Genomic DNA, 17875 nt, shown 5'->3' on the forward strand with positions numbered 1-17875 from the left:
GCCTTGTCCGCTTTCGCTGGAGTCGAGCCATCCAGTATGTTGTTCGACGTATTCGGGAGCGTCTTGATGAGCAGTCTCCATCAGTTGGTCAATCTTCCGTCATCCCGAGCAGGAGAGGTGGGGCTGCCACGCCTGATGGCCAGCGGTCTGACATTTTCGGAACCCGGACACAGTCGATTAACAGGCGTATCCCTCGCCGTTTCCGCGGGGGAGCAGGTGGGTTTGGTCGGCGGCATGGAGGCCGGCCGGTCCACATTCTTGAACATACTCACGGGGCAACTCAGGCCCACCTTCGGGATATTCAAGATCAACGAAACGATCGTGCGCGGTGACGGGCCCCCGCCGGGGCTGGTGGGCACCGCGGTCCCCGAGGAGACCATGGAGCCCGGCCTCTCCGGACGGGAGTGGCTCGCGCGCGTGGCGTGGCGGGCCGGGCTGGACGAGCCGGCCGCCGGCCGGTGGCTGTCCCGACTGCTGTGGCGGACGGGGCTGTCCGCTTTCTCGCTCACCCGGCTGGGCTGCTATCCGCCCGGGGCGCGCAAGCTGCTCTCGCTCGCGGCAGCCTCCGCCGGGTCGCCGCCCGTCATCGTCCTCGACGAGCCCGCTTCCGGGCTGACCGGGCCGCACCTCGCGATACTGCGCCGGCTGATCAACACCTGGTGCGCCGAGGGGAGCGCGGTCCTGGTCGGTGCGGAGCGCCGGGACGTGGCAGCCCTGGGCTGTCACCGGCTCTACATCATGGAGTCGGGCACCGTCGTCGCCAGCGGCACCCAGCACCAGTTGTACGGAACGGATGTACTGCCGCCTCAGCATCTGATGCCGGTGCGGGTGCCGGCGTCCGGTGCCGGTGGGGCACTCGATGTGAGAGGAATGCATTGACCAGGACCGCGACCCTCGGCGAGGCGCACCACGTCCGGCTGCGGCAGGGCCCGCTCAGGTACCACGAGCGGGGGCGGGGCAGACCGGTGGTCTTCGTGCACGGCCTGTTCGTCAACGGTGATCTGTGGCGTCATGTCGTGCCGCCGCTCGCCGACGCCGGCCTGCGCTGCATCACACCGGACTGGCCGTTCGGCTCGCACGAGGAGCCGCTGGCGCCGCAGGCCGATCTCGGCCCGCTCGGCGTCGCCCGGCTCATCTCCGACTTCCTCGACGAGCTGGATCTCCACGACGTGGTCCTGGTGGCCAACGACACCGGCGGGGCCTTCTCGCAGATCGCCGCCGTCCGGCATCCGGAGCGGCTGGGCGCCCTCGTGCTGACGCCGAGCGACAGCCTGCACCGGTTCTTTCCGCCGATGTTCCGCTATCTTCAGGCTTTCAGCGGGCTGCCCGGTTTTCCCTATCTGATTGCGCAGTCGCTCAGATTGACGCCGGCGCACCGGCTGCCCTTCGTGCTGGGGCTGCTGTCGAAGCGCAGGCTGCCGGCCGCGGCCACCCGGTCGTATCTGACGCCGATGCGGCGGAGTCCAGGGGTCCGGCGGGATCTCGGCAAGCTGCTCAAGGGCGTGGACAACCGGCACACCCTGGCTGCGGCGGAACGCTTCTCCGAGGTCGATGTGCCGGTTCTGCTGCCGTGGGCCTCGGAGGACCGGCTGTTTCCGATCGGGCTCGGTGAGGAACTCGCGCGGCGCTTTCCGCGGGCACGGCTGGAGCCGATCGAGGACTCCTACACGTTCGTCCCCGAGGACCGGCCCGAGCGCCTGGTCGAACTGCTCAAGGAATTCCTGGTCGAGGAGCGCGGCTAGGACGGCCGTCGGTCGGCTCGTCCGGGCTCAGCCGGGCCGGGCCGACCGCGGTACCCGGATGGATTCCACGAGTTCGCCGATGAGCGCGGACGCCTCTTTCCTCGCCTGCTGCGGGTTCGGGCTGTTCGAGACGGCGAGCGCCATCTCGTGCAGGGCACCGATGATCGAGTTCATCAGCAGGGCGCTGGGCATCTCCCGGACGAATTCGTCCATGCAGCGCTCCTTCACCAAATCGGTGAAGTGCTCGGCGACATGTTCCTGGGTCTCCCGCCAGCGCTGCCAGCCGAGCGCGATGGGGCCCTCCTTGAGCGCCATCTCGCAGAACGCCGTGTCCAGTGCCGCGTCCAGGTAGGCGTTGAGCGCGGAGGAAAGGGCGTCCCAGCCGCTCGCCGTCGCCCCGATCTCCTGTCTGACCCGTTCGATGAACCGCTGATCGACATCGGCCAGCACGGCCTCGAAAACTGCCCGCTTATTGGCGAAGTGGTGATAAATGGCGCCTTTTGTCACGCGGGCGTGATCGGCGATGTCGTCCAACGACGTCTTGGCGTACCCGCCCGACGAGAAGAGATCTCTTGCCGCCTCGACGATCGCATTACGGGTTGCCTCCGCGTACTCATCCCGGCGACGTTTGGTTTCTCCCATACGGTTCCTCCGTCGTCATGCGCCACGGTTCCTCGGACCAATTCTAGGATCCACCGTGATCGCATAGCGCGCGGGTCGGGCGTGATCACGCCCCCGGCCTGCCTGCCATGCACCGTTCCGCTCACCGAAAACCTCGTGCGGTCCTGACCGTGGTCGCGAAAAGACTCTCTCGCTCCAGGGAAGTTCAGGCAAGATGCGGGCCGCGGCCGGCCCGCGGAGCGCGGACCCCGGTGTACCGGTGTGCGGTACCACCGGGGCGCCGCGCCCCCGCGGTGTGTCAGTGCCCGTCGAAAGGGGAGAGCACCAGGGACGCGTTGTGGCCGCCGAAACCGAAGGAGTTGGAGAGCACCGGCCTGCGGCCGATGTTCCGGGGAGCGCCGACCACCACGTCCAGGTCGACGCCCTCGTCGGTGCTCTCGTGGTTGGCCGTCGGCGGCACCACACCGGCGGCTGCCGACAGCGTCGCCAGCGCCGCCTCCGCCGCGCCGGCCGCACCCATGAGATGGCCGAACACGCCCTTGGCGGAGGTCACCGGCGGGGCCCCGGAGGGGAACGCCGTCGCCAACGCCCTCGCTTCCATGGCGTCGTTGAGGCCGGTGCCGGTGCCGTGTGCGTTCACATGGCCGATGTCGTCCGGCGCGAGCCCCGAGTCCTCGATGGCCCGCCGCATACAGGCGACGGCGCCGGCACCGTCCGGCCGCGGGGCCGTCAGGTGGTGCGCGTCGGAGCTGAGGCCGAAGCCGACGACCTCGCCGTGGATCCGCGCCCCGCGCGCGAGCGCCCGGTCCAGCCGCTCCAGCACCAGGAACGTCGAACCCTCGCCCATCACATAGCCGTCGCGGTGCGCGTCGAAGGGGCGGGAGGCGCTCGCCGGGTCGTCGTTGCGGGCGCTGAGTGCCCCGCTGCGGCAGAAGCAGGCCATGGCCCACGGGTTCACGCTGTTCTCGCCGCCGCCGGCCAGCACCGTGTCGGCCTCCCCGTACCGGATCAGCCGCGCCCCGTCGCCGACCGCGGTCGTGCCCGAGGCGCAGGCGCTGCTCACCGAGTAGTTGGGGCCGGTCCAGCCCAGCTCCATGGCGATGTGGGCGCCGGTCGCGTTGGGCATCAGCATGGGCACCATCAGCGCGGAGACGCGGTCGGCGCCCTCCCGGTCGTGGATGATCGCCTGCCGGCCCATGGTGGGCGCGCCGCCGGTGCCGGTGCCGAACACCACGGCGCGCCGGGCGGGATCGCCCTCCGGAGAGCCGGCGTCGGCGAACGCGTCCATGGCGGCGGCGAAGCCGAGCTGCGAGACGCGGTCCATCCGGCGGGCCGTTCTGCGGTCGACATAGGCGAGCGGTTCGAAGTCCCGTACCTCGCAGGCGATACGCACGGGCAGGTCGCTCGCGTCGAAGTTGGTGACGGGCGCGGTCACCGGCGTAGCGGCCAGCACCGTCTCGAAGAGGGTCTTGACGTCGCACCCGGCCGGGGTCTTGACGCCGATGCCGGTGATCGCCACCCGGTACCGGCCCCGGTCGTCGCGGGCGAAGGCGTCCGGGTCGCCGGGACCCGGCCGGTCTGCTGTCGGGGTGCCCGTCGTCCCGGGCTGAGAGATGTCGGACATCTGCGTCCTCCGGAGTCGGTCAGGGCGTTCGCTCGTCGGGGGCCATCCCGATCGCGTGCGCCCCGCCGTCGACATGGACGATCTCGCCGGTCGTGGCGGGCAGCCAGTCCGACAGCAGGGTCACACAGGTCCGGCCCGCGGGATCGGGGTCCGAGGGGTCCCAGCCCAGGGGCGCACGGGCCTTCCAGATCTGTTGCAGCCCGTCGATCTGGGGAATGGCGTCGGCGGCGACCGTGGACAGCGGCCCCGCCGACACCAGGTTGACGCGGATGCCGCGCGGCCCCAGGTCCCGGGCCAGATAGCGGGCCGTCGACTCCAGCGCCGACTTGGCCACCCCCATCCAGTTGTAGCCGGGCCACGCCTGGCCCGCGTCGAAGTCCAGGCCGACGAGGGAGCCGCCGCGGCCCTCCATGAGGGGCGCGACCGTCTCCGCGAGGGCCTTCAGCGAGTACGCGGAGATCTCCAGCGCGGCCGCGACGTCCTTCCACCGCGGCCGCAGGAAGTCACCGCCCAGGCACGGCTCCGGAGCGAACGCCACGGCGTGCAGGGCGCCGTCGAGGCTCCCCCAGGTGCTCGCCAGCCGCTCGCCCAGCGCCTCGAAGTGCTCGGGCCTGGTCACGTCCAGCTCCAGCACCTCGGGGCTGCCGGGCAGGCGCCGGGCACAGCGTTCGGTGAGCCGCCGTGCCCGGCCGAAGGACGTGAGGACGATCTCCGCGCCGTGCTCCTGGAGTTGCCGCGCCGCCGAGAAGGCGATGGACGACTCGTTGAGCACCCCGGTGACCAGGAACCTCTTACCGCTCAGCACGGCAGTCCCCTCTCTCGCGCTGTGGTGGTCCGGCTCATGCCGCCGCCGGCCGGAACACGAGGGAGGCGTTGTGCCCGCCGAAGCCGAAGGAGTTGGAGAGCATCGGGCCCTCCGGGATCTTGCGCACTCCCTCGGTGACGAGGTCCAGATCGCACTCCGGGTCGAGCTGTTCCAGGTTGGCGGTCGGATGGGCGACGCCCTCGCGCATGGTGAGCAGGGTCGTCACCGCCTCGACGGCCCCGGCGGCGCCGATGAGGTGCCCGATGACGCTCTTCGTCGACGTGACCGGGAACCGTCCGGCACCGAACACCTCGGCCAGCGCCCGCGCTTCGGTCACATCGTTCAGCGGCGTCGACGTTCCGTGCGCGTTGACGTGCACGATCTCGTCGGCGGCCACCTGCGCGTCGGCCAGGGCCAGCTCCATGCAGATGCGGGCCCCGGCACCGTCCGGCGACGGCGCCGTGATGTGGTGCGCGTCGGACGTGCGCCCGTAGCCGGCCAGTTCGCCGTAGATGGTGGCGCCCCGGGCGACGGCGTGGTCCCAGTTCTCCAGGACCAGGAACCCGGCGCCCTCGCCCATGACGAAGCCGTCGCGGTCCGTGTCGAACGGCCGGGAGGCGCGCTCGGGTTCGGCCGTGCGCGTCGACAGCGCGCCCATCCTGGCGAAGGAGGACATGGTCAGCGGCGCGACGGCCGACTCGGAGCCGCCGGCGAGCACCAGGTCGGCCGCGCCCTCGCGGACCAGCCGGGCGCCCTCGCCCACGGCCTGCGCGCCCGAGGCGCACGCCGTGCAGATGGTCAGGCTCGGGCCCCGCACGTCGTGGTGGATGCTGACGGCGCCCGCCGTGGCGTTCGCCATCGTCATCGGCACGTAGTGCGGGCTGACCCGGCCGTAGCCGCGGTCGGGCACGGCGCCGTACTCCGCCTCCTGGGTGGTGGTGCCGCCGTGCCCGGTGCCGGTCACCACGCCGCGCCGCTCCGGTGCCACACCGTGCGCACCGGCGTCGGCGAGCGCGTCGGTGGCCGCGGCGAGACCGAGCTGCGCGGTGCGGTCCATCCGCTTGGCGCCCTTGGCGTCCAGATAGTCCCGCGGATCGAAGTCCCGTACCTCGCAGGCGAAGTCCACCATGAGGCCGGTCGGGTCGAAGGAGGTGATCCGCCGGGCCATGGAGCGCCCGGCGACCAGCGTGTTCCAGTACGTCGTCAGGTCGTTGCCCGCGGCCGTCTTGACGCCGAGGCCGGTGACGGCCACCCGGTGCCGGGCGTGTACGGGCCCGCTCACGACTGCGCCGGGGTCAGGTGCTGCTCGATGAGGTCGAGCGTCTCCGACACCGTCGTCACGCGCTTGAACGCCTGGTCGGGGACGGAGACGCCGACGCGGTCCTCCATGGCCATGGCCAGCTCGGCGAGGTCGAGGCTGTCGGCGTTCAGGTCCTCCCGCAGGACGGCGTCGGGGGTGACGGCGTCCTCGGAGACCCCGAGGATCTCGGTGCAGGCGTCCACCATGGCTTTGAAGAGGTCGTCGCGGTTCATACCGGGTTCCTTTCAGCGTTGGCTGACGTGTGCTGAGGTGTGCTGGCGTCGGCTGACGTGTGCCGGCGTGTGCTGAGGCGTGCCGGCGTCGGCTGACGTGCGCTGACCTGCGCTGAGGCGTGCTGACGTGCGCTGATGCGTGCCGACGTGCGCTGCGGCGGGCCGGCGCCGGCCGTTCCGTGCCCCGGTGGCTCTCGTGTGCCGGGCGGTCAGCCGCCCATGGAGATGCCGCCGTCGACGGGCAGGGCGGTGCCCGTGATGAACGCCGCCGCGTCGGAGGCCAGGAAGGCCACGGCGGCCGCCACCTCGGCGGGCGTTCCCATCCGGTTCATCGGAGCCATCCGGGTCAGCTCGGCCAGGCGCTCCGAGGGCAGTTCGGAGAGGATCTCGGTGCTGACGGGGCCGGGCACCACGGTGTTGACGGTGATGTTCCGGGCCGCGACCTCGCGGGCCAGCGACCGGGTCATCCCCAGCAGACCGGCCTTCGCCGAGGCGTAGTTGACCTGGCCGGACGAGCCGAGGAGCCCCACGATCGAGCCCACGTTCACGATCCGGCCCCAGCGGCGGCGGAGCATGCCGCGCAGCGCCCGGCGGGCGCAGTGGAACGGGCCGTCGAGGTTGGTGCGCAGCACCTCGGCCCAGTCCACGTCGGAGAGGGTCACCGCGAGCCCGTCGCGGATGATCCCCGCGTTGTTGACGAGGAGTTCGACCGGGCCGAACGCCTCCTCGACCCGGGTGAACATCGCGTCCACCTCGGCTCCGGTGCCCACATCGCCCCGGACGGCGATCCCTTCGGCACCGGCGCCCGCGATCAGGTCGAGCGTCTCCTGCGCGGCGTCCTCACCGCTGCGGTAGCCGACGGCCACCCGGTGCCCCTGTTCGGCGAGCGCCACCGCGATCGCCCGGCCGACCCCCCGTGAGGCCCCGGTCACGAGCGCGACCCGGCTCACCGGGCGCTCCTGTGCCGCGGCGGTGCCGGGCACCCGGTGCGGTGCGGCCTCGGAGCCGGTGGACGGCTGCACGACACTGGTCACTGCCTTCACCTCCCGACGGGCTCCGCGACCGGCGCCTGCGCCGGCCCGGACGCCAGTTCTTCCGCGAGCGCCGCGACGGCCTCCGGGCTGTCGGCGTTGCGGGTCTCCCACTGCGGGACCGTCCGGCGGGCGATGCCGGTCAGGGTCGAGCCGTGGCCCGCCTCCACCAGCGAGCGCACGCCCTGCCGCGCCAGCCCCAGCTGGGACGACCGCCAGCTCACCGGGCTGATCAGGTGCTCGGCCAGCAGCCGGGCCCACACCGCGCCGCTCTCGACGGGCAGCGCGTCGGCGTTGGAGACCACGGGGCGCGACGGCGCGGCGAAGGACAGCGTGCGCAGATGGGCCGCGAACGGGTCCACGGCGGCCAGCATCAGCGGCGTGTGGAAGGCGCCCGCGATCTCCAGCCGGATCACCTTGCGGGCGCCCAGCTCGCGCGCCCGTGCCTCGACGCGGCGCAGCCCGGCGTCCGTTCCGGCCAGCACGATCTGGCCGGGCGCGTTGTCGTTGGCGATCCAGCACTCGCCCGGCGCGGCCCCGCACGCCCACACCGCGTGCTCGCGGTCGAGCCCGAGGACGGCCGCCATACCGGCGGACTGCCGGCGGCACACCTCGTCGGTGACGTCGCCGCGGTGTGCGACCAGCCGGATGCCGTCGTCGAAGCCGAGCACCCCGGCCGCCGTGAGCGCGCTGAGCTGCCCCAGCGAGTGCCCGAAGAAGACGACGGGCGTGCCCAGCACCGGGCGCAGCGCCTCCCAGGCCATCAGCGAGGTGAGGAAGACGGACACCTGCACGTCCCGGGTGGCCGTCGGTGCGTCGTCGGCGCTCAGCAGATAGGGCGCCAGGGGCCGCCCGAGCACCTCCTCGGCGCGCTCGACCAGGTGCCAGGCGGGGTGCCCGTACCAGGCAGCGCCCATGCACGGCTCCTGCGAGCCCTGGCCGGGGAAGGCCACGGCCGCGTGCCGCAGCGCCTCCGCCGGGTCGTCACGGCTGTCGCCGGCCGCTTCCCGCGTGCCGTCGGACAGCCCCGGTTCCACGATCTGTTCGGCCGCCATCGGTCCTCCCGTCCTCTCTCGTCGGCGTGCTCGGAGTGGCCGGCGTGGCCGGCGCGGGGGCGGCGCCGCTCACCCGGCGGCTCCGGCGCTCCCGGAACGCCCGGACCCCGCCGCGCTGCCCGCGGTGCTCGGGACGTCCACGGGTTCGGCCGGGCCGGGGCGGCGCGCGCCGGCCGGCAGCGCGACGGAGATCCCCTGGCGGCGGGCGCCCACCCGGCGTTCCTTGCGCAACTCCCGCAGGTACTGCCGGAAATCGACCTGGATGGTGTGCCGGCTCGACTTCACATAGCGGCGGGAGAGGGAGGACTGGTAGGCGTCGATCTCCTTGGCCATCTCCGCGTAGCCGGGGAGTTTCGCCTTTCCTTCGAGAAGGTCGGCGACCCATTCCGACTGGGCCTCGGCCATCGGCATGATGGCGCCGATCGGCTGCACGAGGCCGATGAAATACAGCCCGGGATGCCGGGGCGGCACCACGCGGTGATACAGGGATATCCAGTTCTCCTCGGCGTTGATGAGCGAGGAGTCGAGGAACGGAAAACTGATCTTGTAGCCGGTGGCGTAGACGACGGCGTCCACTTCCTCCGAACTGCCGTCGGCGAAGTGCACCTTGTCGTGGTCGAGTCGGGTGATGTTCGGCTTGACGGTGATGTCGCCGTGCCCGAGCTTGCTCAGCAGCGTGTCGGAGGCGGTCGGGTGGGCGGCGAGGATGCGGTGGTCCGGCTTGGGCAGCCCGTAGCGGGACGGCCGGCCGCGGGCGAAGCGCAGGGCGGTGCCGAGCACCCACTGCTGGGCGCGCAGCGGCAGGACGACCGAGGCCCAGCTCAGCGTCAGATGGTCGACGGGTATGCCGAAGATGAACTTCGGCACGATGTGCACCCCGCGGCGCAGCGACAGGAACATGCGCTTCGCCACCTGGGAGCCCTCGACGGCGATGTCCGCCGCCGAGTTGCCGATGCCGAGGACGACGACGCGCTTGCCGACGAGCACGTCGGGCGTCCGGTAGTCGTGCGAGTGCAGCTGGATGCCCTTGAAGGTGTCGGCCCCGGGGAAGGGCGGGTCGGGCATCCGCGGGTCCCAGTGGTGGCCGTTGGCGACGAGCACGGCGTCGTACCGCCGGGTGTGCTCCTCGCCGGTGTCACGGTGCCGGGTGGTCACGTCCCATTCCCCGGTGGGGGTTTTCCCGACGTGGGTGACCTCGGTACGGAACCGGATGCTGTCGCGGAATCCGAAGTGGTCGACGTAGGCGTCGAAATAGCGGGCGGCCTGTTCGTGGTTGACGTAGGGCGGGAGATGGTCGCCCATGGGGAAGGTCGCGTACTGCATGCTCTGGCGCGACGAATTGATGTGCAGGGAGCGGTACGCGGACGACATGCCGTTGTCGTTCATGTAACGCCAGTTGCCGCCCACCTCGGATCCCGCCTCGTAGCAGTCGAAGGGGATTCCTCTGGCGTGCAGCACCTGGCACGAGGAAATGCCGGATGAGCCAGCTCCGATAATGCAGACGCGATTCATGCGGGCATCCCATCCTCCGGTTCAGACGACTGGCGTTCCGCGCGGTCCGGGACACAGCCCGGCGTACTCGACGTCGTTCACATACTAAGAGTATGTCAGAGTTTCGCGGTAGGTCAACGGTCCGACGGGGAGCGCCGGACGCCCGTCCCCGGCCCGTGGAAGCCCGCGCGAACTGCGTCAACGTGCCCGGGAGCCAAGGGGGTTGAGGGGAGTCGACCGGCGGGCGGTGGGCGGAACGACAGCGGGGCCGGTCCCGCCGGAGGTGGCGGAACCGGCCCCTGCACAGGAGACGGCGGTGCTGCGGTACCCGCGTCAGGTCTCCCTGAGCCCGCGCGCCAGCGCGGCGACCTCCCGGAAGGAGCGCAGGGCGAGGCTGCCGCCGAACGTCACCCGCCGCGCGCCGGCCGCCGCCAGCTCGCCGGGCGCAGGGGAGCCCGCGTCGCTCACCGCGTTGACGGGCACGGGCAGTTCGGCCGCCAGCACCCGCAGATCGTCCGTCGGCGCACCGAGCGGGTACACGCAGTCGGCACCGGCCGCGACATACCGCCGGGCCCGGGCGAGCGCGTCCGCCAACGGGTCGGCGGCGCCCCGCAGATAGCTGTCGACACGGGCGTTGAGGTACAGCACGTCCGGGCCCGCCGCCGTACGCACCTGAGCCAGCCACTCCGCCTGCCGCTCCGGGTCCACCAGCCGGCCGTCCGGCCCGGTGTCCTCCAGGTTGCAGCCGACCGCGCCCGTCGCCAGCAGCCGCTCGACGATCTCGGCCGGGGGCAGCCCGTAGCCGCGCTCGATGTCGGCGGAGACGGGCACCTCACGGTCCGCGACGGCACGCACGATCCGTCCGACCGCGGCGAACATCTCCCCGGCCGGGCACGCGCCGTCCGCGTACCCGAGAGCGGCCGACACCCCGTGGCTGGGCGTGGCCAGCGCGGCGTGCCCCGCCTCGGCGAAGGCCACCGCACTGGCCGCGTCCCACGGGCCCGGCAGCACCAGGGCCCGGCCGGGGCGGGTCTCCTCGTGCAGGCGGCGCAGCCGCTCGGCCGGGGTCATGCGCCCGCCCCGTGCCCCTGTGCACGCTCGCGCGCCGCGAGGCTCTGCGGGACGCTGCGGGTCGTCACGGCGAACCGGTTCCAGGCGTTGATGGCCACGATCTGCGAGATGAGCGCGGCCAGTTCGCCCTCGTCGAAGTGGTGGGCGGCGCGCGCGTACACCTCGTCCGGCACATGGCCGTCGGTCAGCACCGTGACCGCCTCGGTCAGCGCCAGGGCCGCCTGCTCCCGCTCGGTGAACAGCGTGCCGGCCTCCTCCCAGGCGACCACGAGATCGAGCCGGAGCTGGTCCTCGCCCTGCTCGCGGGCCTCGGCCAGATGCATGTCCAGGCAGAACGCGCACTTGTTGAGCTGCGAGGCGCGGATCTTCACCAGCTCCTGCACCGCCGGTTCCAGGCCCTGCGCCGAGGCGGCCTGCTGGAAGGCGTACATGCCCTTCAGGACCTCGGGCGCGGCCTTCCAGATCTGCATACGGGGCGTCTGCGCCGACTGCGGCGACTGCGCCGTCTCTGCCGTCTGTGCTGGTTGCGGGGTTCCCATGCCTCGCAGACTACGGCCGGGTGGGCCACGAGTATGGTCCACTCCCATGCGCAGTTCATGGGCCATTCCCCCGGACGGCAGCGGGCCGCCGGACCCCGCGGCGGAGCCGGACGGCGGGCGGGACGGCGGGCGGGACGCGGTGGCGGAGCCGGACGCGGCGGGGAGCGCGGAGGGCGCGGAGGGCGCGGAGGGCGCGGAGGGCACGGGCGTCGCCAGGGTCGCGGGGGTCGATCTGCATCTCGATCTCGCGCGGGGGCTCGGCGGCCGGGGCGCCCGCGGTACCCGGGTCGCACTGATCGCCGCCGTACGGGGCGCCATCCGCACCGGACGGCTCGCGCCGGGCACCCGGCTGCCGTCCTCCCGCTCCCTCGCCGTCGACCTGGGGCTGGCCCGGAACACCGTGGCGGGCGCCTACGCCGAACTGACCGCCGAGGGCTGGCTGACGGCGCGCCGGGGCGCCGGCACCCGGGTCGCGCACCGGGCCGCACCGGCGCCGGCCCGCCGTCCGCACCACGGCCCGCCGCCCGGCCTGCCCGGCGGACCCCGGCCGCTCCACCCGGTGCACGAACTGCGCACCGGCCGGCCCGATGTCACGGCCTTCCCCCGGCAGAGCTGGCTGACCTCGGCACGCCGCGCCCTGACCGCCGCCCCCGCCCGCGCCTTCGCACACGGCGACCGGCGGGGCGCGCCCGAACTGCGCCGCGCCCTGGCCGACTACCTGGCGCGGGCCCGCGGCGTACGCGCCGACCCCGAACGGATCCTCGTCTGCTCCGGCTTCGCCCAGGGCCTCGCACTGCTCGCCCGGGTGGTACGGGGCGACGGCGACGGCGGGGACGGTGGAGACATCGCCGTGGAGGAGCACGGGCTGCCCTTCCACCGGGAGCTGCTGGAGCACACCGGCCCGCGCACGCTCCCGCTGACCGTCGACGAGCGGGGCGCGCGCACCACGGACCTGGACTCCCGGCCGGACCTCGCCGGGGTGCGGGCCGTGCTGCTCACCCCGGCGCACCAGTTCCCGACGGGCGTCGCGCTGCACGCGGACCGGCGGTCCGCCGTCGTGGACTGGGCGCGGCGCACCGGCGGACTCGTCCTGGAGGACGACTACGACGGGGAGTTCCGCTACGACCGGCACCCCGTGGGCGCGTTGCAGGGGCTCGACCCGGAGCGGGTCGTCCACCTCGGCACGTCCAGCAAGGCCCTGGCCCCGGCGCTGCGGCTGGCCTGGGCGGTGCTGCCCGACCACCTCGTGGACGCGGTACTGGCGGCGAAGACCCCCGCCGAGTGGACCATCCCGGCCCTGGAACAGCTGACCCTCGCCGACTTCCTGGAGCGCGGCGCCTACGACCGGCACGTCCGCGCGATGCGTCAGCGGTACCGCTCGCGCCGGGACCGGCTGGTGACGGCGCTGGCCGAGCGGGCGCCCGGGGTGCGGGCCACCGGGATCGCCGCCGGGCTGCACGCCGTCCTCGAACTCCCGGCCGTGCGGGGCGAGTCGGCGCAGCGGACGGAGACGCGGCTGGTGCGGGCGGCGGCCCGGTGCGGCGTGGCCCTGGACGCCGGTGACGCCTTCCGGCACCCGGATGCCCCCGCGCATCCGCTGCCCTCCCTCGTCGTCGGCTACGGCGCACCGGCTGAACACGGCTTCCCCGCCGCGCTGGACGCGCTGTGCGAGGTGCTGGCCGACCGGGAACGGGCCGGGCCCGGCGGGGCGGGCGCATACGCTCCGGGCGGGGCATGAGCGGGCTGCCCCGCCGCAGGGGTGCGTCCCGTGCGGGCGGTCAGGCCGGCCGGGGCCCGTCGGCGCCGCCCATGGTGGCGGGCCCGGGGCCGCCCGCCTCGTCCAGCAGACGGTCGAGGTAGCCGCCGTCCGCGATCGGGACGCGGGCGAGGTACGCGGAGGGCAGGCCGAAGGCGTCGACGAGGTCGGCCAGGTGCGGGGCCAGTTCGGCGAGGGTGTTCTCGACGGTCCGGGCGAAGCCGCGCAGGTGCCGTGTGGTCAGCGCGCCGGCGGCGAACAGCTCACCGGTCTCGCCGGACAGCTGGCCCAGCAGATGCAGCCGGCACAGCTTCGTCAGCAGGGCGCGGGCCTCCGGGGTGCCGGCCCGGTCGACGGCGTCGAGAAACGCGTCGGCGCTGCGCAGCCGGGTGTGTGCGGAGGCCATCTCCAAGGCGGCGGGCGAGGCGGCGTTCCACCGGCCGACCGGGTCGCCGGAGGGGCCCTGCCGCAGCGCGGCACGCGCCCGGTCCCGCCACAGCGCCTCCAGCCGCGCCAGCAGATCGCGCAGGAAGCGCGGATCGTCCAACGTGCGCTCGGCCGAGGTGAGTTCGGGGTAGCGCCCCGGGTCGCTCTCCTGGCCGAAGATCATCTCGGCGGCGGCCTTCACCATGACGACGAGGTTGTCGCCCTCGGCGGTGATGGCGCCCTCGACGGCCGGCTGGAGGTCGGCGAGCACGTTGGCCGCGAACAGGCCCTGCGCGCCGCACCGCTCCCGGCACTCCACGACGATCGAGCGGGCGTTCCAGGTGACCCAGCTCTTGGTGAGCGCCACCAGCCGCTCGGCCGCGGCCCGGTCCGTGGCGTCGTCACCGGTGCGCGTGCCGCCGTCCCGGGCGTCCCCGGCGTCCCCGGCGTTCCCGGCGCTCCCGGCGTCCCCGGCGTCTCCGGCGTCCCCGGTGTCTTCGGCGTCTCCGGCCGCGAGCGCGGACCAGCGGGCCACGGCCTCCCGGTGCAGGAACGTCATCCCGTACGCCGTCGCGATGCCGGCGAGCAGCCTGCCGTGGTGGCTGCGGTGCGCGGCCAGCGGCACCCGCTCGCCCGCCCTCGGCCCGCCGATGTGCCGGTCGAGCGCGTAGCGGACGGCGATGCCCAGCGCGGCGCGCGCCATGCCGAGGCCGCTGGCACTCATGCACAGCTTGCCGGTGGTGACCCGGCCGATGGCGTGCAGGAACCGCTTGCGCCGGTTGCCGAGGCTGCTGTGCAGCCGGCCGTGGCCGTCGAGCCGGCCGTGCTCGGCCTCCAGCAGCGCGTCGGGCGGCAGCCGCACGGTGTCGAAGGCCGTCAGACAGTGGTCGACCTGCGGCCCGCTGCGCTCGGGCACCCGGCGCACGGTGATCCCCGGCAGCAGCCCCCGCTCGTCGCTCAGCGGCGTCAGGAACAGAAAGACGCCCTGGTCCGCCCCGTCGATCAGCAGCCGCGCCGCCACCAGCGCGCTCTTGGGCCCGCCGAGGGTGCTGGTGTTGGGCATGAACTTCTGCGCGCCCGGTGTGGGCGTGTGCAGGACGAAGCCGCCGGTGGCCGGGTCGAGGGTGGCGGTCGTCTCCAGCGCTGCGGCGTCGTTGCCGTGCTCCAGCTCGGTGCACAGGAAGGTGCCCGTGCGGCGCAGCGTGGTGTACGGGGTCAGGTCCCGCTTCTCGCCGTCGTGGTCGAGCAGGCTGCCCAGGAACAGGTTGTAGTGGATGCCGGCGACGGTGCACAGCCCGGCGTCCACGAGCGGCGTCCACTCGTGCAGCGCCGCCAACGCGCGGGGGTCGCGGGCGAGTTCGGCGGAGTCGCCGAGCACCGCGTCGATGTGCCGCAGCCGGGCGTAGGAGCGGGCGATGCGCTCGTCGGCGGTCCCGGTGCGCGGGGCGAACTCCTCGTCGGAGACGACGGCGCGCCACAGGTCGTGCAGACGGCCCTCGGCGGGGCGGCCGAAGAGCAGCCGGCGCAGCTCGGCGGGGACGGGGAGGGGTGGCGGCGTCCAGCGGTCCACCGCGCGTGCGGTGCGGTCGGCGGGCCGGGCCGGGGCGAAGCAGCCGGGTGCGACGGCCTCCTGCCGGGGCGGCCGGGCCGTGCGGCGGTCCTGGGCGGGCCGGGCGCTCGTCGCGGGAGTGGAGTCCGCTTCCTTCTGGAAGGTCAGCAGAGTCATGAGCCTCTCCATGTAGCGCGATGCCTGTGGATGGGAGGTGGCGGCCATAAAGATACGGACCCACCGGTTTTTTGTGAAGCAGAAAACAGACCCGCGAAGCGGAGGGTCATCCGCCGAACACGCCTGTCGCGACAGGGGAGTTGAGTGCCCGCCCGGTTGACGTGCGCGGAAGCGGGCGGCGGCGGACGGGGGTTCGGACGAGACCTTGAGAAACCGGCCGTATGGTTTTATTCTTGGCCTTCTCCGCGCCCCGTTCGACGCATGCGCGGTGTCCGGCAGGCGGGGGTGGACGGAGGATGACGTTGGCACGGCAGGAGCGGGCCATCCGCACCAGGCGGGCGATTCTCGTCGCGGCGGCCGAGGTGTTCGACGAAGTCGGCTACGAGGCGGCGACGATCTCGCAGATCCTTCAGAAGTCCGGGCTCACCAAGGGTGCGCTCTACTTCCACTACCCGTCGAAGGAGGCCCTCGCGCAGGCCGTGCTGGACGCACAGGTGCGTGCGGTGCCCGAGGTGCCGGCGCGCGGCCTGAAGCTCCAGGAACTGGTCGACCAGGCGCTGTTGCTGGCGCACCTGCTGGGCACGGACCCCATCGTGCGCGGCAGCATCCGGCTCACCGTCGACCAGGGATCCGCCAAGGACGGCCTGGACCGCCGTATCCCGATGAGCGCCTGGCAGGACTCCAACACCGTCGTGCTGAAGCTCGCCCGCGACGCCGGTGAACTCCTGCCCGACGTCGATGTGGACCGGCTGGCGAAGCTGCTGGTCGGCGGCTTCACCGGGGTCCAGGTCCTGTCCAAGATCATGACCGATCACGCCGACATGACCGAGCGGGTCGCCGACTTCATGCGGCACCTGATGACGAGCGTCGCCGTGCCGGCGGTCCTCGTCCGCCTCGACTTCGCCCCCGAGCGGGCCGAACGCGTCCACCGGGAGGCCGACGCCGCGGCCGAGCAGGACGAGCGGGTGGACGCCGTCCGGCAGGAGTGACGCGCGCGGCGCCGCCCGGCAGTCACCGAAGGGAGCGCACGGATGGACACGACCACCTGCCCCTACGTACTGGACATGGCGGGGCGCGATCTGCCGGGTGAGGCGGCGCGGCTCGCGGAACGGGGGCCGGCCGTGCCGGTCGAACTGCCGGGCGGAGTGCGCGCCTGGGCGGTCGTCCGGCCCGGGTACGTACGGCGGCTGCTGCTCGACCCGCGGATCTCCAAGGACGCGCGGCAGCACTGGCCGGCCTTCGCCGAGGGCCGCATCACCCCCGACTGGCCGCTCTACCCGTGGGTGGCCAACGAGAACATGCTCTTCTCCTACGGCGCCGACCACGCACGCCTGCGCAGACTCGTCGCCGGCGCCTTCACGGCGCGGCGCATCGAGCGGCTGCGCCCCCGCGTCGAGGAGCTGACCGCGGGGCTGCTCGACGGGCTGGCCCGGCTGCCCGCCGGTCGCCCGGCCGAACTGCGCGCCGAGTTCGCCAAGAAGCTGCCGATGCGCGTCATCTGCGAGCTGTACGGCGTTCCGGACGGGGACCGCGAGCGGCTGTGCGCGGCCATGGACACCGTCTTCCGCACCTCCGTCACCCCGCGGGAGATGGAGGCCGCGCGGACCGAGGGGTTCGCGCTGCTGACCGCGCTGGTCGCGCACAAGCGGCGGCGGCCCGGCGACGATCTCACCTCCGCGCTGGTGACGGCCCGGGACGGCGACGACGCGCTCACCGAGGACGAACTCCTCGGCACCCTCTATCTGATGATCGCCGCGGGCGAGGAGACCTCGGCGAGCCTCATCGTCAACACCGCGGCCACGCTCCTGTACGACCCTCGGCCGCCGGCACGGGCACACCCGGGCCGGTCCGGCGGCGGCGCCGACGGGCACACCGGCCAGGTCGACGGGGGCCTCTACCGGGACCTCGACTGGGACGCGGTGGTCGGCGCCTCCTTACGGGACCGCAACCCCGCGGCCTGGTCGCCGATGCGCTTCGCCGTGGAGGACGTGGACCTGGACGGGGTGACCCTCGCGAAGGGCGACCCCGTCATCGTCACCTTCGCGGCCCCGCCGGGCGACGACGAGGGCCTGGGCTTCGGGTACGGCGTCCACCGGTGCCTGGGCGCGCCGTTGGCCCGGCTGGAGGCCACCGTCGCGCTGCGTGCCCTGTTCACACGGTTCCCGCGCATGGCGCCCGCCGTTCCGCGCGCGGATCTGGAGCCCGTGGAGTCCTGCGTCGTCAACGGCTACCGCGCCCTTCCGGTCCTGCTGCACGGCGCGGAGCGGCACGGCGCGGAGCCCGCCCCGGCGGACTGAGCAGCGCGCGCACGGCACCGAGCCTCCGCGGTCGTCCCGGCCGCGGAGGTTCTTCCGTAGGGGCAGGCCTGCTCGCTTCCGGGCGCCGTGCGGCGTCTTCTCCCGGACGCCGCGGCGTCGAGGGGGACACCAGCGGTCCTTGAGCGCCCCGGCGGACG

General features: G+C 73.4%; 16 protein-coding genes. 5 read left to right on the plus strand and 11 right to left on the minus strand.

The features are described 5' to 3' along the window. Positions 1 to 135: 135 nt before the first annotated feature. Positions 136 to 879, plus strand: a complete 744-nt coding sequence (locus SCA03_RS07170) for an ATP-binding cassette domain-containing protein (protein ID WP_267883210.1) — start codon at positions 136 to 138, stop codon at positions 877 to 879. Next, positions 876 to 1742 carry an alpha/beta fold hydrolase gene (locus SCA03_RS07175; RefSeq protein ID WP_030874521.1) on the plus strand — a complete coding sequence of 289 codons (867 nt, stop codon included), beginning with the start codon at positions 876 to 878 and terminating at the stop codon, positions 1740 to 1742. The genes SCA03_RS07170 and SCA03_RS07175 overlap by 4 nt, the downstream gene beginning before the upstream one ends. A 27-nt stretch (positions 1743 to 1769) precedes the next feature. On the opposite strand, the gene SCA03_RS07180 is transcribed toward SCA03_RS07175, so the two are convergent. From SCA03_RS07180 to SCA03_RS07225, 10 genes are all read right to left on the minus strand, one after another. Next, the gene (locus tag SCA03_RS07180) at positions 1770 to 2384 is read right to left on the minus strand and encodes a TetR/AcrR family transcriptional regulator (RefSeq protein WP_030874519.1); all 615 of its coding nucleotides are present in this window, start codon (positions 2382 to 2384) and stop codon (positions 1770 to 1772) included. Between the two features lie 277 nt (positions 2385 to 2661). Then, positions 2662 to 3987, minus strand: coding sequence for a beta-ketoacyl-[acyl-carrier-protein] synthase family protein (locus SCA03_RS07185; protein ID WP_086817482.1), 1326 nt, complete (start codon positions 3985 to 3987; stop codon positions 2662 to 2664). 19 nt (positions 3988 to 4006) lie between these two features. Continuing rightward, entirely contained in the window at positions 4007 to 4792 is a 786-nt protein-coding gene (fabI, locus tag SCA03_RS07190; protein ID WP_030874515.1) for an enoyl-ACP reductase FabI, read from the minus strand. Between the two features lie 34 nt (positions 4793 to 4826). Beyond that, positions 4827 to 6074, minus strand: a complete 1248-nt coding sequence (gene fabF, locus SCA03_RS07195; RefSeq protein WP_086817484.1) for a beta-ketoacyl-ACP synthase II — start codon at positions 6072 to 6074, stop codon at positions 4827 to 4829. Continuing rightward, entirely contained in the window at positions 6071 to 6325 is a 255-nt protein-coding gene (locus SCA03_RS07200) for an acyl carrier protein (RefSeq protein ID WP_030874511.1), read from the minus strand. The genes fabF and SCA03_RS07200 overlap by 4 nt, the downstream gene beginning before the upstream one ends. A gap of 209 nt (positions 6326 to 6534) precedes the next feature. Next, complete coding sequence (gene fabG, locus SCA03_RS07205; RefSeq protein WP_443098228.1) at positions 6535 to 7359, minus strand: 3-oxoacyl-ACP reductase FabG; 825 nt, start codon at positions 7357 to 7359, stop codon at positions 6535 to 6537. Positions 7360 to 7364: 5 nt separating this feature from the next. Further along, positions 7365 to 8411 carry an ACP S-malonyltransferase gene (locus tag SCA03_RS07210; RefSeq protein ID WP_051855418.1) on the minus strand — a complete coding sequence of 349 codons (1047 nt, stop codon included), beginning with the start codon at positions 8409 to 8411 and terminating at the stop codon, positions 7365 to 7367. 69 nt (positions 8412 to 8480) lie between these two features. Further along, a complete protein-coding gene (locus tag SCA03_RS07215) occupies positions 8481 to 9923 on the minus strand; it encodes an NAD(P)-binding domain-containing protein (protein WP_051846242.1) in 1443 nt (480 codons plus the stop codon). A gap of 312 nt (positions 9924 to 10235) precedes the next feature. Further along, positions 10236 to 10973, minus strand: coding sequence for an isocitrate lyase/PEP mutase family protein (locus SCA03_RS07220; RefSeq protein WP_030889127.1), 738 nt, complete (start codon positions 10971 to 10973; stop codon positions 10236 to 10238). Further along, a complete protein-coding gene (locus SCA03_RS07225) occupies positions 10970 to 11512 on the minus strand; it encodes a carboxymuconolactone decarboxylase family protein (RefSeq protein WP_230988517.1) in 543 nt (180 codons plus the stop codon). The genes SCA03_RS07220 and SCA03_RS07225 overlap by 4 nt, the downstream gene beginning before the upstream one ends. A 46-nt stretch (positions 11513 to 11558) precedes the next feature. Between SCA03_RS07225 and pdxR the strand changes: the two genes are divergently transcribed. Continuing rightward, a complete protein-coding gene (pdxR, locus tag SCA03_RS07230) occupies positions 11559 to 13250 on the plus strand; it encodes a MocR-like pyridoxine biosynthesis transcription factor PdxR (protein ID WP_141275261.1) in 1692 nt (563 codons plus the stop codon). Positions 13251 to 13290: 40 nt separating this feature from the next. On the opposite strand, the gene SCA03_RS07235 is transcribed toward pdxR, so the two are convergent. Next, positions 13291 to 15420, minus strand: a complete 2130-nt coding sequence (locus tag SCA03_RS07235) for an acyl-CoA dehydrogenase family protein (RefSeq protein ID WP_107429078.1) — start codon at positions 15418 to 15420, stop codon at positions 13291 to 13293. 302 nt (positions 15421 to 15722) lie between these two features. On the opposite strand from SCA03_RS07235, the gene SCA03_RS07240 reads away from it, so the two are divergent. Together SCA03_RS07240 and SCA03_RS07245 are read left to right on the plus strand one after the other, a co-directional pair. Continuing rightward, positions 15723 to 16409 carry a ScbR family autoregulator-binding transcription factor gene (locus tag SCA03_RS07240; RefSeq protein WP_030874494.1) on the plus strand — a complete coding sequence of 229 codons (687 nt, stop codon included), beginning with the start codon at positions 15723 to 15725 and terminating at the stop codon, positions 16407 to 16409. Positions 16410 to 16451: 42 nt separating this feature from the next. Next, positions 16452 to 17717 carry a cytochrome P450 family protein gene (locus SCA03_RS07245; RefSeq protein ID WP_086817035.1) on the plus strand — a complete coding sequence of 422 codons (1266 nt, stop codon included), beginning with the start codon at positions 16452 to 16454 and terminating at the stop codon, positions 17715 to 17717. Positions 17718 to 17875: the final 158 nt, after the last annotated feature.

Origin of the sequence: Streptomyces cacaoi (assembly GCF_006539165.1) — a bacterium.
Classification (GTDB): domain Bacteria; phylum Actinomycetota; class Actinomycetes; order Streptomycetales; family Streptomycetaceae; genus Streptomyces; species Streptomyces cacaoi.

Excerpts from the sequence above, each read along its gene's own strand:
- SCA03_RS07170 (WP_267883210.1), top strand. The coding sequence starts at position 136 with ATGGCCAGCGGTCTGACATTTTCGGAACCCGGACACAGTCGATTAACA.
- SCA03_RS07180 (WP_030874519.1), bottom strand. The coding sequence starts at position 2,384 with ATGGGAGAAACCAAACGTCGCCGGGATGAGTACGCGGAGGCAACCCGT.
- SCA03_RS07185 (WP_086817482.1), bottom strand. The coding sequence starts at position 3,987 with ATGTCCGACATCTCTCAGCCCGGGACGACGGGCACCCCGACAGCAGAC.
- SCA03_RS07200 (WP_030874511.1), bottom strand. The coding sequence starts at position 6,325 with ATGAACCGCGACGACCTCTTCAAAGCCATGGTGGACGCCTGCACCGAG.
- SCA03_RS07210 (WP_051855418.1), bottom strand. The coding sequence starts at position 8,411 with ATGGCGGCCGAACAGATCGTGGAACCGGGGCTGTCCGACGGCACGCGG.
- SCA03_RS07215 (WP_051846242.1), bottom strand. The coding sequence starts at position 9,923 with ATGAATCGCGTCTGCATTATCGGAGCTGGCTCATCCGGCATTTCCTCG.
- SCA03_RS07220 (WP_030889127.1), bottom strand. The coding sequence starts at position 10,973 with ATGACCCCGGCCGAGCGGCTGCGCCGCCTGCACGAGGAGACCCGCCCC.
- SCA03_RS07225 (WP_230988517.1), bottom strand. The coding sequence starts at position 11,512 with ATGGGAACCCCGCAACCAGCACAGACGGCAGAGACGGCGCAGTCGCCG.
- pdxR (WP_141275261.1), top strand. The coding sequence starts at position 11,559 with ATGCGCAGTTCATGGGCCATTCCCCCGGACGGCAGCGGGCCGCCGGAC.
- SCA03_RS07235 (WP_107429078.1), bottom strand. The coding sequence starts at position 15,420 with ATGACTCTGCTGACCTTCCAGAAGGAAGCGGACTCCACTCCCGCGACG.
- SCA03_RS07245 (WP_086817035.1), top strand. The coding sequence starts at position 16,452 with ATGGACACGACCACCTGCCCCTACGTACTGGACATGGCGGGGCGCGAT.